Here is a 13,146-nt window from a genome sequence, read left to right as displayed (position 1 = left end):
CCGTTGTGCACCTGGGGGCTGCCGCCCCCAGACCCCCGCTTCGGCCTGAACGGCCTCGTCCTCAATCGCCGGACGGGCTGAAATCAGCCCCTCCGGCGATTGAGGAGCGGGGGTCCGGGGGCTGGCTCCCGGTTCGGGACGGGTAGGGGCGGCGGGGGCGAGAAGCCTCCGGCACTTGCGTCGGCGGCGACGTACCCTGGAAAACCCCCGGCCCGCCGCGCGCGTCGGGCGATTCGCGTTGCCCACCCCCGGACGAAAGCCGCCCCGAATGAGCCTGCACGGTCTGCTCGACGCCGTCGTCAAGGACACCGCCCTCGCAGAAGCCGTCAAGGCGGCCACCGACGGCAACCGCATGCACATCGACCTCGTCGGCCCTCCCGCCGCCCGCCCCTTCGCGATCGCCGCCCTCGCCCGCGAGACCGGCCGCCCCGTGCTGGCGGTGACGGCGACGGGACGCGAGGCGGAGGACCTGGCCGCCGCCCTGCGCTCGCTGCTGCCGCCGGACGGCGTCGTGGACTACCCCTCCTGGGAGACCCTCCCGCACGAGCGGCTCAGCCCCCGCAGCGACACCGTCGGCCGCCGTCTCGCCGTCCTGCGCCGCCTGGCCCACCCCCGCCCCGACGACCCCGAGACCGGCCCGGTCTCCGTCGTCGTCGCCCCCGTACGGTCCGTGCTGCAGCCGCAGGTCAAGGGCCTCGGAGACCTGGAACCGGTCGCACTGAGGACCGGGCAGATCGCCGACCTGAACGACATCGTGGAAGCCCTCGCCGCCGCCGCGTACGCGCGCGTGGAGCTCGTCGAGAAGCGCGGCGAGTTCGCCGTACGAGGCGGCATCCTGGACGTCTTCCCGCCCACCGAGGAACACCCCCTGCGTGTGGAGTTCTGGGGTGACGACGTCGAGGAGATCCGCTACTTCAAGGTCGCCGACCAGCGCTCCCTGGAGGTCGCCGGGCACGGCCTGTGGGCGCCGCCGTGCCGTGAACTCCTCCTCACGGAGGACGTACGCACGCGTGCGCGTACCCTCGCGGAACTCCATCCCGAGCTGGGCGAACTGCTCGGCAAGATCGCCGAGGGCATCGCGGTCGAGGGCATGGAGTCCCTCGCCCCCGTCCTCGTCGACGACATGGAGCTGCTGATCGACGTCCTGCCCAAGGGCGCCATGGCCGTCGTGTGCGATCCGGAGCGGGTACGCACGCGTGCCGCCGATCTGGTCGCGACCTCCCAGGAGTTCCTGCAGGCGTCCTGGGCGGCCACGGCGGGCGGCGGCGAGGCCCCCATCGACGTCGGCGCGGCCTCCCTGTGGTCCATCGCGGACGTCCGCGACCGGGCCCGCGAGCTGGACATGATGTGGTGGTCGGTCTCGCCCTTCGCCGCTGACGAAGAGCTCGACGCAGACACCCTCAAGCTCGGCATGCACGCCCCCGAGACCTACCGCGGTGACACCGCCAAGGCCCTCGCCGACACCAAGGGCTGGCTCGCCGAGGGCTGGCGCACGGTGTACGTCACCGAGGGCCACGGACCGGCCGCCCGTACCGTCGAGGTGCTGGGCGGCGAGGGCATCGCGGCCCGCCTCGACGTGGAACTCGGGGCGATCTCCCCGTCCGTCGTGCACGTGGCGTGCGGCTCGATCGACTACGGCTTCGTCGACCCGGCGCTCAAGCTGGCCGTCCTGACCGAGACCGACCTGTCCGGCCAGAAGGCCGCCGGCAAGGACGGCGCCCGGATGCCGGCCCGCCGCCGCAAGACCATCGACCCGCTCACCCTGGAGGCGGGCGACTACATCGTCCACGAGCAGCACGGCGTCGGCCGCTACATCGAGATGGTGCAGCGCACGGTGCAGGGCGCCACCCGCGAGTACCTGGTCGTCGAGTACGCCCCCGCCAAGCGCGGCCAGCCCGGCGACCGCCTCTACATCCCCACCGACCAGCTGGAGCAGATCACCAAGTACGTCGGCGGCGAAGCACCCACCCTGCACCGCCTGGGCGGCGCCGACTGGACGAAGACGAAGGCGCGCGCGAAGAAGGCCGTCAAGGAGATCGCGGCCGACCTCATCAGGCTGTACAGCGCCCGCATGGCGGCGCCCGGCCACACCTTCGGCCCGGACACCCCCTGGCAGCGCGAGCTGGAGGACGCCTTCCCGTACGCGGAGACCCCCGACCAGCTCACCACCATCGCCGAGGTCAAGGAGGACATGGAGAAGTCGGTCCCCATGGACCGCCTGATCTGCGGCGACGTCGGCTACGGCAAGACGGAGATCGCGGTCCGGGCCGCCTTCAAGGCCGTCCAGGACGGCAAGCAGGTCGCGGTCCTGGTCCCCACGACCCTGCTGGTCCAGCAGCACTTCGGGACGTTCTCCGAGCGCTACTCCCAATTCCCCGTCAACGTGCGGGCGCTCAGCCGCTTCCAGACCGACACCGAGGCGAAGGCCGTCCTGGAGGGACTGCGGGAGGGCTCGGTGGACGTCGTCATCGGCACCCACCGCCTCTTCTCCTCGGAGACCAAGTTCAAGGACCTCGGCCTGGTCATCGTCGACGAGGAGCAGCGCTTCGGCGTCGAGCACAAGGAGCAGCTGAAGAAGCTGCGCGCCAACGTCGATGTCCTGACGATGTCCGCGACCCCCATCCCCAGGACCCTGGAGATGGCCGTGACCGGCATCCGCGAGATGTCGACGATCACGACACCCCCGGAGGAGCGCCATCCCGTCCTGACCTTCGTCGGGCCTTACGAGGAGAAGCAGATCGGCGCGGCGATCCGGCGCGAACTGCTGCGCGAGGGCCAGGTCTTCTACATCCACAACCGGGTGGAGTCCATCGACCGGGCGGCCTCTCGCCTGCGCGAGATCGTCCCCGAGGCGCGGATCGCGACCGCCCACGGCCAGATGTCCGAGTCGACTCTCGAACAGGTCGTCGTCGACTTCTGGGAGAAGAAGTACGACGTCCTCGTCTCCACCACGATCGTCGAGTCCGGCATCGACATCTCCAACGCCAACACCCTGATCGTGGAGCGCGGCGACAACTTCGGTCTCTCGCAGCTGCACCAGCTGCGCGGGCGGGTGGGCCGCGGCCGCGAGCGCGGGTACGCGTACTTCCTCTACCCGCCGGAGAAGCCCCTGACGGAGACCGCCCACGAGCGCCTCGCGACGATCGCCCAGCACACGGAGATGGGCGCGGGCATGTACGTCGCCATGAAGGACCTGGAGATCCGAGGCGCCGGCAACCTTCTCGGCGGCGAACAGTCCGGCCATATCGCCGGCGTCGGCTTCGACCTGTACGTGCGCATGGTCGGCGAGGCGGTCGCGGACTACCGGGCCTCCCTGGAGGGCGGGGTGGAGGAGGAGCCGCCCCTGGAGGTCAAGATCGAGCTCCCCGTCGACGCGCACGTCCCGCACGACTACGCCCCCGGCGAGCGCCTGCGCCTGCAGGCCTACCGTGCCATCGCCTCCGCCAACACGGAGGAGGACATCAAGTCCGTACGCGAGGAACTCGTCGACCGCTACGGCAAGTTGCCCGAACCGGTGGAGAACCTGCTTCTGGTGGCCGGCCTGCGGATGCTCGCCCGCGCCTGCGAAGTCGGCGAGATCGTCCTCCAGGGCAACAACATCCGCTTCGCACCGGTGGAGTTGAGGGAGTCCCAGGAGCTCAGGCTCAAGCGCCTGTACCCGGGGACGGTCATCAAGCCGGCCGTCCACCAGGTGCTGGTACCGCGCCCGAAGACGGCGAAGGTGGGCGGAAAGCCCTTGGTCGGGCGGGAGTTGCTGGGCTGGGTCGGGGAGTTCCTGACGTCGATTCTCGGGTCGTAGCCGTCTGGAAGCACAACGAAGCCGTCCGCGGGAGGCGGATTCCGCGGACGGCTGCTCTTGGCCTTACGGCTGCTCTGTGGCCTTAGGGCTGTTCGGGCTTGTCGCGATCCATACCGAGCTGCCCTTCGATGCGCTGCTGGGCGTCGTCGACCTGGTTCTCGTACTTGTTGCCCGTTCTCTCGTTGACCTTCCGCTCCGCGGCGTCGGACATCTCCTTGGCCTTGCCCTGCGCCTGGCGGTTGTTCTTGAACCTGTCGAAGATGCCCATCCAGAGCTCCTTCCCGAGGTGACTTCAGAACGACGATACGTCCCGTGTGTGGCAAATGCCCACTTGGGGACGTTTTTGGTCTGGACCTCATGAACGCCTCCGTGCGCCCTCTCGCTACGGTGTGCGGACAGTCGTACGGGAAATCCGTACGAGAGGAGACCGCCCGTGCGGGGGCGGATCGCGCGGGCAAAGGGGAGGGCGCACCATGAGGCGTCTGAGGGGCGGGGCAGCGGCTGCCATGGTGCTGGTGTTCGCCGTGGCCGGGTGCAAGGCGGAGACCAAGACGGGATCCGGCGGACCGCAGGAGACCGGGGGCGGGGGCGGGGGCGCGGCCCTCACGGCCGCCGAGTCGCTGACCGTGAAGGGGCGCGCGCCGAAGACGGGTTACGCCCGGGACAGGTTCGGCGCCGCCTGGGCGGACACCGACTCCAACAACTGCGACACCCGTGACGACATCCTCAAACGGGACCTGGACGACGTGAAGTTCAGCGACGGCAAGTGCAAGGTGTCGTACGGCGTCCTGGAGGACGACCCCTACTCCGGTACGAAGGTGACCTACCGGCGCGGCCGCAGCCTCGTCGACATCGACCACCTGGTCGCCCTCTCCGACGCCTGGCAGAAGGGCGCCAAGTACTGGGACGCGCGCAAGCGGATAGCCCTCGCCAACGACCCGCTCAACCTGCTCGCCGTCGGCGCGAGCGCCAACCGGTCCAAGGGCGACGGCGACACCGCGACCTGGGTGCCGCCGAAGGCCTACCGGTGCACGTATGTCGCCGCCCAGGTCGCGGTGAAGAAGAAGTACGGGCTGTGGGTGACCGCCGCCGAGAAGGCCGCCATGGAGAAGGTCCTCAGGACCTGCCCGGGGCAGAAACTCCCCTCCGGCGGCAACCCGACCGAGGCGCCGGCCCGGTTCCACGCCGGCTGACGGGGACGGGCCGGGGCGCGGCTACGCCTGCTACTTCAGCGCCGCGAGGACCGTGGTCGTCACCTTCTTCGCGGATGCGGCGCCGTTGTCGCTGCCGGCCGTGGACAGCACGGTGACCACCGAGTTGCCGGACCGGGCCGCGACGAGCGTGGTGCCGTTCTCCCAGGTGCCGCTCGTCAACGTCATCGTGTAGGCCTCGTCCCCGAGTCCGGCCGTGGACTTGCCGGTGACCTTCACCTTGGCGTGCGCGTCGGTGTCCGTGAACGTGGCGCACTCGGTGGCGACGGTCTGCAGGGCCTTCATCACCGCGGTGGCCGTGGTGCCCTGGAAGGTGTCGATCTCCTGGGCGACCTCCTGCGTCTTGTCCTTGCTCGCGTAGTCGTTCTGCGCGAACGACACGCCCCCCTTGTAGCCGGTCACCTGGATCCAGGACGTGGCCTCCAGCCTGGTGCAGTCCGGCTTCGCGGTCTTCTTGGCGGACGGGGAGAGGAACGTGCCGCCGGTGTCCGAGGAGCCGTCGGCCTCGATGGTGAGCCTGGCGGGGAAGGCGGACACGGGTGCCAGCGCCTTCTTCAGCTGCGTACCGGTGGGCAGGCCGGCGTTGGGGTCCTTCGCCTTGCCCGCGGCTCCCTCGGCAGAGGAAGCCTTGCCCCCCTGGTCGGAGGAGGAACCGGACGAGCAGGCGGTGAGGGCCAGGGGGAGTGCCGCAACGGCGAGCAGGGTGGCGACACGAGGCGAGAGACGCATGACAGTCCTTCAAAGGGTGGTGTTGACGGGGGAGTGCACGGCATGCCGCGCGAGGGCCGGAACCGGCCTGAGGTGTGGGGGAGGGGCCGCCCGTTGAATCCGGTGGAACGGCTCGGTGAGCGGCGAGCGGTAATGGTAAGCGGAGGGGTGGGGCGGCCGGACCCCAGGTGGGGGCCGGTCGGCCGGGGGCCCGGCGCGCCGGGCAGGGTGCGCGGGGCGGGCCCCGGCGGTCACGGGAGGGGCCGGGTCAGGCCGCCTTCTTCCAGTCACCGCAGCCGGTGGTCTTGAAGTAGGCATCGTCCGGGCTGATGGTGACGACGGCCGTGCCGGTCACGTTGTTGTTCGCGATGATCGAGTGGAGCGAGTGGTCGGCGTCCTTGGTCCGCTCCCAGTAGCAGGAGTCGTCCTTGTTGCCGATCGACTTGTAGGTGCCGGGGGTGATGTCGGAGCCGACCCTGAACATCCCGCCGTCACCGGCCATCCCGGCGGCGGGCGTGCCCTTCGTCTGGGTGTCGACGGCCTCCCAGTCCTTGCAGCCGTTCGACTTGAAGAGCTTGTCCGTCGCCTTGACGGTGACGTAACTGGTGCCGCTCACGTTGTCGTTGGCCAGGATCGAGTCCATCTCGCCCTTGGCGTCCTTGGCGCGCTCCCAGTAACACATGCCCTCGGTGTTGCCGGTGGTGCGGTAGGTGCCGGGCTTGATGTCCGAGCCGACCCGGAAGTCGCCGTCCCCCGCGAACGCGGCCTTCTTCTTCTCGGTGGCCTGCGCCTTCCCGCTTCCGGAGCCGTGCTGCGCGGAGGTTGAGGAACGTTTGCCGGAGTTCGAGCCGGAGGCGGAGCCGGTGCCGTTGTGGCCCGCGTTCGCCGAGACGACGCCGATGACCACGACCCCCACGACGGCACCCAGCGCGATCTTGCCCTTCATGCCCATGGCAATGTCCCCCCTCGGACGTTCGGATGTGGCGAACGGCCGTTGCTCGGCAGCTGCCGTTCACGGTGTCCGCTGGGTCAATAAGAACAGAGGCTGTGAACCGAGTCAACACGATTCACAAGGTTGAGTGTGTACACGGCCGTGAATGCATGGATCTTGCGTGCATCGGTATGCTCGGCGTCACACTGCGACAACGAGGGGAGCCGGCGGGTGTTGGACAACGCGACAGAGGTGACCGCCGCCGGGATCGCCCGGCTGGCCGGCGTCGGCCGCGCCGCCGTCAGCAACTGGCGCCGCCGCCACGCCGACTTCCCCAAGCCCGTCGGCGGCACCGAGACGAGCCCGTCCTTCGCACTCGCCGAGATCGAGGCCTGGCTGCGCAAGCAGGGCAAACTCGCCGAGGTCCCGCTCCGTGAACGCGTCTGGCAGCAGCTCGCCGGTCATCCCGAGGGTCCCGTCACGGCGTTGACCCACGCAGGCTGTGTACTGCTGCTCATCCACGACCGGCCGACGGTCTGGCTGGAGGCGAGCGCGGGCTCGGACGAGCGGCTGGCGGCCATGTTGACGGGGGCGCTGGAGGACGTGCTGGAGCCGCGTTTCGGTGCGGCGGTTCGAGGGCGTGGGCGCGGTGTTCACAGCGAACCGGCCGGAGGTACGGCATCGGGTGTGAACTCCCGGCTTGCTGTGAACACCCCCACCTCCGTGCACACGCCCACCTCCGCCCACACCGCCACACCCCCCGCCGTGCAAGCCCCCTCCGGCCCCCAACTCCTCCCCTCCGCCCCGCTCCTGCGCGGTGTCGCCGAACTCGCCGCCGCATCGGGCGCCCGCCAGACCTTCGAGTTCCTCCTCGGCCGGCACCTGGACGCCAACCCGCGCCAGTACACGCTCACGCCCGCCGAACTCGCCGGCCTCATGGCCGACCTGGCAGGACCCGCCCGCACCTTCCTCGACCCCGCCTGCGGCACCGGCGCCCTCCTGCGCGCCGTCACCCCCCGCCCCGACCAGGAGCTCTACGCCCAGGACAGCGCCCCCGACCTCGCCGCGCTCACCGCCCTACGCCTCGCCCTGCACACGCAGGCGACCGTGCGCGGGGCCGCGGGCGACACCCTGCGCGCCGACGCCTACCCCGAGCTGCGCGCCGACGCCGTCCTGTGCCACCCGCCGTTCAACGAACGCAACTGGGGCCACGACGAACTCGCCTACGACCCCCGCTGGGAGTACGGCTTCCCGGCCCGCAACGAGTCCGAGCTGGCCTGGGCCCAGCACGCGCTCGCCCGCCTGCGCGACGGCGGCACCGCCGTCCTGCTCATGCCGCCCGCCGCCGCCTCCCGCCGCTCCGGCCGCCGTGTCCGCGCCGACCTGCTGCGCCGCGGCGCACTGCGCGCCGTCGTCGCCCTGCCCATCGGCGCGGCACCCCCGTACAACATCCCCCTCCACCTGTGGGTGCTGCGCCGCCCCGACAAGGCGTCCGGGCAGCCCGAGGTGCTGCTCGCCGACACCGGGCAGTACGCCACCGAGGGACGCGGCGGCCCCGACTGGCGGGCCGTGCGCGAGGCCGTGCTCGACGCCTGGGGCGCCTTCGACCGCGCCGGAACGCTCGACGAACGCCCGGGCCTGGCCCGCTCCCTCCCCGTCATCGACCTCCTCGACGACGACGTCGACCTCGCCCCGGCCCGCCATCTGCCGCCCCCGGCCGCGGCGGACGGCGCCGACGCGCTCACCGACGTACGTGAACGCCTCGGCGAGACCCTGCGGCTGACCGCCGACCTCACCCCGCCGCCCGCGGACCACACACGGCCCGCGCCCCGCTGGCCGTTCACCACCGTCGGCGAACTCGCGCGCGGGGGAGCCCTGGTGCTGCGCACCGGCGGAAACGGCGGCCACGCGCGCGTGCCCGTCCTCACCGACCACGACGTCTTCGCCCAGACCGCCCCCTCCGGCGCCCTGCCCGAGAGTGACGAGGACGCCGTGCTGACGCAGCCGGGCGACGTCGTCGTGCCGGTGCTCGGCGGCGGCGCGGTGGCGCGCGTGATCGACGACGCGACAACGGGCGCCGCCCTGGGGCGCAACCTCGTCCTCCTGCGCCCCGATCCCACGGCGCTCGACCCCTGGTTCCTCGCCGGCTTCCTGCGCGGCACCGCCAACAACCGCCAGGCCAGCAGCTACGCGTCCACGGCCACCCGCCTCGACGTGCGCCGCCTCCAACTGCCCCGCCTCCCCCTGGACGAACAGCGGCGCTACGGCGAACGCTTCCGCGCCCTCGACGACTTCGAGCGCGCCCTCCGCCACGCGGGCCGCCTCGGGGAGCAACTCGTGCGCGGGATGTACGACGGGCTGACGGACGGGACGGTCGCACCGGACTGACACGTTCCCGGTCGGGGGACGTGACCAGCGCTGCAACGGTTCGGTACAACCCGGGACGCGTTGTCCTTGTCGGCCTATACGCTCGGACCCAGTACCTGTGCCGGTACTCACGTTCGTCCCCATCAGGCCTCCAGGAGCAGCCATGCAGGGCCACGGCTACGCCGCGCCTCCGCCCCGTCGACCCTCGACCGGGGTGCTGGTCCTGCTGCGCGTGATCTTCGTGGCGGTGGCACTCCTCAGCATCGGCTTCCTGGCCTGGGTGGCGACGCTCCGCGCGGCGATCGTCACCCGCAGGGCCGTCGACTGGTGGATCTTCGCGGCCTCGGTGGTGGTCCTCGGCATCAGCTTCGCCTTCCTGAGCACCGACCACACCGACGACTTCAGCAGCCCGAACGGCAACACGGGCATGATCATCCTGCTGCTGAACGCCGTGGCCTGCGTCGGCTACTACCTCTACGCGGACATACGTCACTTCCATCAGCCCCACCAGGTCTACGCGGGGCCGCCGCCCACCGCGCCGGGCTACGGGTATCCGCAGCCCGCGTCGCCGTTCACCGCGACGACCGCGCCGAGCAACCCGCAACCCCCGTACACCGCGCCCCCGATGCCCCACGCTCCCGGGCCCCAGCCGCCCGCCCCCGCCCCGCCGCAGCGCCCCGCGCCCGCCCGTATCGACCAGGTGCGCGCCGAACTGGACGAGCTCAGCGACTATCTGCGCCAGCACCCGGGCCACTCCGACGGCAACCACGAGGGCGGAAGGTGACCGTGGCGGCAGGACGGGTCGTCGCCGGCCGCTATGCGCTGTCCACGCTCATCGGGCAGGGCGGCATGGGCCAGGTCTGGACGGCGTACGACCAGCGGCTGGACCGGCGCGTGGCGGTGAAGCTGCTGCGCCCCGACAAGGTGGCCGGGCAGGAGGCCGACGAGCTGCGCCGCCGCTTCGTGCGCGAATGCCGGGTGACCGCTCAGGTCGACCACCCCGGCCTGGTCACCGTGCACGACGCGGGCAGCGAGGGCGAGGAGCTGTTCCTCGTCATGCAGTACGTCGACGGCGCCGACCTCTCCGACCATCTCGCCGAGCACGACCCCTACCCCTGGCAGTGGGCGGTCGCGGTCGCCGCGCAACTGTGCGCGGTGCTGAGCGCCGTGCACGCCGTGCCGATCGTCCACCGCGACCTCAAGCCCCGCAATGTGATGGTGAAGCAGGACGGCACGGTCACCGTCCTCGACCTCGGTGTCGCCTCCGTGATGGACGCCGACACCACCCGCCTCACGCACACCGGCACCCCCATCGGCTCGCCCGCCTACATGGCGCCCGAGCAGGCCATGGGCGGCGCGGTCGGTCCGTACACCGACCTGTACGCGCTCGGTGTGCTGCTGCACGAACTCCTCAGCGGCGACGTCCCGTTCGCGGGCTCGACGGCGCTCGGCGTACTGCACCGGCATCTGTACGAGGCGCCGGTCCCGGTGCGCCGCCTGCGCCCCGAGGTCCCGGAGGCGCTCGAAGCCCTGGTCCTGCGTCTGCTGGCCAAGGACCCGCAGCACCGCCCGGCCTCCGCGCAGGAGGTGTACGAGCACCTGGCCCTGCTGCTGCCCGCGCGCGGGACGCCCACCGGGGCGCCCCTGGACCCCACCCGCCCCTTCCTGCGCCCGCACGCCCCCTGGCCGGACCGCGCGCGTACCCCCGCGCCCCAGCCCGCCCCGGCGGTCGAGAAGGCGGAGAAACCGGACGTCGCCCGCGCCGTCGACGAGGTCAAGCGTCTCCTCGGCGAGGGCCGCATCACCCAGGCCGTGGACATCCTCGGCGCGATCCTGCCCGCCGCCGCCGAACAGCACGGCGAGCACTCCCCGGTCGTGCGCACCCTGCGCAAGCAGTACGCGGCCACCCTCATGGACGACGGCCAGTACCGCCGCGCACTGCCCGAATTGCGCCGCCTCGCCGACGAACGCGCCGCCGAGGCGGGCCAGGCGGACCCGCAGTCGCTGCGCTTCCGCTACGAGGCCGCCCAGTGCCTGGAGTCCCTCGGTGAACCGGCGGCCGCGCTCGCCGAGTACCGCGCGCTGCTGCCGTACTACGAGAACCAGTACGTGGCCGGCGACCCGGAGCTCGCCCACGACGTCCGCCGCCGCATCGGCCACCTCCTGCTCGCCCTCGGCGACCGCGCCGCCGCCCACGACGTACTCGCCCGACTCCTGCTCGACGTGGAGCGCCTGCGCGGCCCCGGCCACCCGCTCGTGACCGAAATCCGTCGCACCCTGGGATGGCTGGGGCAGGTGCGCGGCTAGTTTTTACCGAACCCTGAGGGAATCTTGTGCTCTTCAGGGGCTTACGTTTTCCGAACACTTGATCAGGGCCGGGTACGTTGCCGTTCGTTTTACGCCAGGCAACGCACAACGCAGCCGACGCACAACCAGGGGTGGGGTACACATGGCCGGCCATCGGCAGTCGAAGAAGCGCAGATACATCACCTGGGCCGCCGCCGGTGCCGCCGTGGTCGCGGGAGCCGGGCTCGCCGCGCAGACCTCCATGGCCGCCACGACCTGGCCAGCGCAGAAGACGTACACCGGCCGCGCCTTCGACACCTGCGCCGCGCCCTCCCTCGCCGCGATGAAGGCCTGGCACACCGGCTTCTACGGCGCCGCCGCCGTCTACGTCGGCGGCAGGAACCGCGGCTGCTCCCAGCCCAACCTCACCGCGTCCTGGGTGAAGTCGGTCAGCACGGTCGGCTGGAAGCTCATCCCGCTCTACGTCGGCGCCCAGCCGCCCTGCCAGACCGGCTCCAGCCCCGAGAAGATCACCGCCACCACGGCCGCCTCCCTCGGCAAGACCGACGCGGACGACGCCGTGGCCAAGGCATCGGCGCTCGGCATGAAGGCCGGCAGCCCGATCTACCTGGACATGGAGTCGTACGACATCACGAACACGTCGTGCAACAACGCCGTGCTCACCTATGTCCGCGCCTTCGACAAGGAACTGCGCGCCAAGACGTACCGCACCGGCTACTACGGCTTCACCAGCTCCAGCGCCAAGGCGATCGCCACCGCGACCGACAAGACGGACCTGCCGGGCAACCTCTGGTACGCCCTGTGGGACAAGCAGAACACCACGACCACGGACTGGCCCTGGGGCTCCACCCAGTTCACCAACCACAGCCGCGCCCACCAGTACCTGGTCAACAGCAAGGAGACGCGGAACGGCTACACGATCACCGTGGACCGCGACGCGTGGGACGCCCCGGTGGCCATCACCGGCTGACCCCGGCCGGCACCCGCGGAGGCGCGGCGGTGCCCGAAGTCGCGGTGAATCGTTGGTCGAATGGGTTGGCCACAGCCGACCCACTGCCTACCATCGATCACCGCAAGACTTTGTGCACCGTCGCACAATCTCCTCGGGAGGCTTCCTTGCAACGCCGCCGTCGCACCGCGCTCCTCCTCACCGCCGCGATCGCCGCCGCGGCCCCCGTCCTGACCGCCTGCGGAAGCGATGCGCACCCCGGTGCGGCAGCCGTCGTCGGCGGTCAGCGGATCACCGTGGCGCAGCTGGAGACCCGGGTGAACGAGGTGCGCACGGCGCAGCGGGCGGCCGTGAAGGACGACGCGCAGTACAAGCAGGCCGTGTCGCAGACCGCCGGCCTCACCCGCGACACCCTGCACGGGATGGTCATCGACCGGGTGCTGCACCGCGCCGCCCGGGACGCGGGCGTGAGCGTCACGCCCAAGGAGGTCCAGCAGATGCGCACCGGCCTGGAGCAGCAGGTCGGCGGCTCCAAGGCCCTGCAGACGGCCTGGCTCCAGCAGTACGGCGTCGCCCCGCAGCGCCTCGACGAGAACCTGCGCCTCCAGCTGGAGGCCCAGAAGCTGGCGCAGGCCCTCGGCGCCGACACCAGCAAGCCGGCCTTCTGGAACGCCCTGTCCAAGGCGTCCAAGGAACTCCACGTCGACCTGAACCCGCGCTACGGCACCTGGGACGTCCAGAAGAGCAGCCGCGTCGACGCGAAGACCCCGTGGGTGCGCGAGGTCACGGCGACCGGGACGCAGCAGACGGCGTAACCGTCCTCCAGGGCCCCGTCCCTGTGGACAGCGGCCCTGCGGAGCACAGCCCTGTGGAC

Annotated in this window: 10 protein-coding genes; 7 read left to right on the top strand and 3 right to left on the bottom strand. The window is 71.3% G+C overall.

The window, feature by feature from the left end; all coding sequences use genetic code 11:
• Positions 1 to 268: 268 nt before the first annotated feature.
• Positions 269 to 3,799: a transcription-repair coupling factor gene (mfd, locus tag ACWDAG_RS45525; RefSeq protein ID WP_450701470.1), complete on the top strand. Its 3,531-nt coding sequence runs from the start codon at positions 269 to 271 to the stop codon at positions 3,797 to 3,799.
• Positions 3,800 to 3,881: 82 nt separating this feature from the next.
• On the opposite strand, the gene ACWDAG_RS45520 is transcribed toward mfd, so the two are convergent.
• Positions 3,882 to 4,067: an antitoxin gene (locus ACWDAG_RS45520; protein ID WP_450701469.1), complete on the bottom strand. Its 186-nt coding sequence runs from the start codon at positions 4,065 to 4,067 to the stop codon at positions 3,882 to 3,884.
• 205 nt (positions 4,068 to 4,272) lie between these two features.
• On the opposite strand from ACWDAG_RS45520, the gene ACWDAG_RS45515 reads away from it, so the two are divergent.
• A complete protein-coding gene (locus tag ACWDAG_RS45515) occupies positions 4,273 to 4,992 on the top strand; it encodes an HNH endonuclease family protein (protein WP_450701468.1) in 720 nt (239 codons plus the stop codon).
• A 30-nt stretch (positions 4,993 to 5,022) separates the two neighbouring features.
• Here the strand turns inward: ACWDAG_RS45515 and ACWDAG_RS45510 are convergent, their stop codons facing one another.
• Together ACWDAG_RS45510 and ACWDAG_RS45505 are read right to left on the bottom strand one after the other, a co-directional pair.
• Positions 5,023 to 5,739, bottom strand: a complete 717-nt coding sequence (locus ACWDAG_RS45510; protein WP_450701467.1) for a hypothetical protein — start codon at positions 5,737 to 5,739, stop codon at positions 5,023 to 5,025.
• 247 nt (positions 5,740 to 5,986) lie between these two features.
• A complete protein-coding gene (locus tag ACWDAG_RS45505; protein ID WP_450701466.1) occupies positions 5,987 to 6,670 on the bottom strand; it encodes a hypothetical protein in 684 nt (227 codons plus the stop codon).
• Between the two features lie 210 nt (positions 6,671 to 6,880).
• On the opposite strand from ACWDAG_RS45505, the gene ACWDAG_RS45500 reads away from it, so the two are divergent.
• From ACWDAG_RS45500 to ACWDAG_RS45480, 5 genes are all read left to right on the top strand, one after another.
• Positions 6,881 to 9,037: an N-6 DNA methylase gene (locus ACWDAG_RS45500; protein ID WP_450701465.1), complete on the top strand. Its 2,157-nt coding sequence runs from the start codon at positions 6,881 to 6,883 to the stop codon at positions 9,035 to 9,037.
• Between the two features lie 142 nt (positions 9,038 to 9,179).
• The gene (locus tag ACWDAG_RS45495; protein WP_450701464.1) at positions 9,180 to 9,800 is read left to right on the top strand and encodes a hypothetical protein; all 621 of its coding nucleotides are present in this window, start codon (positions 9,180 to 9,182) and stop codon (positions 9,798 to 9,800) included.
• A gap of 38 nt (positions 9,801 to 9,838) precedes the next feature.
• Positions 9,839 to 11,323 (top strand): protein kinase domain-containing protein, encoded by a 1,485-nt coding sequence (locus ACWDAG_RS45490; RefSeq protein WP_450701472.1) that lies wholly within the window; start codon positions 9,839 to 9,841, stop codon positions 11,321 to 11,323.
• 142 nt (positions 11,324 to 11,465) lie between these two features.
• Complete coding sequence (locus ACWDAG_RS45485; RefSeq protein ID WP_450701463.1) at positions 11,466 to 12,293, top strand: glycoside hydrolase domain-containing protein; 828 nt, start codon at positions 11,466 to 11,468, stop codon at positions 12,291 to 12,293.
• A gap of 146 nt (positions 12,294 to 12,439) precedes the next feature.
• A complete protein-coding gene (locus ACWDAG_RS45480; protein ID WP_450701462.1) occupies positions 12,440 to 13,087 on the top strand; it encodes a SurA N-terminal domain-containing protein in 648 nt (215 codons plus the stop codon).
• Positions 13,088 to 13,146: the final 59 nt, after the last annotated feature.

Source organism: Streptomyces sp. NPDC001157 (assembly GCF_053598255.1).
Note: the sequence above shows the minus strand (reverse complement) of the source record. Positions and strands in the feature narration are given on the sequence as shown.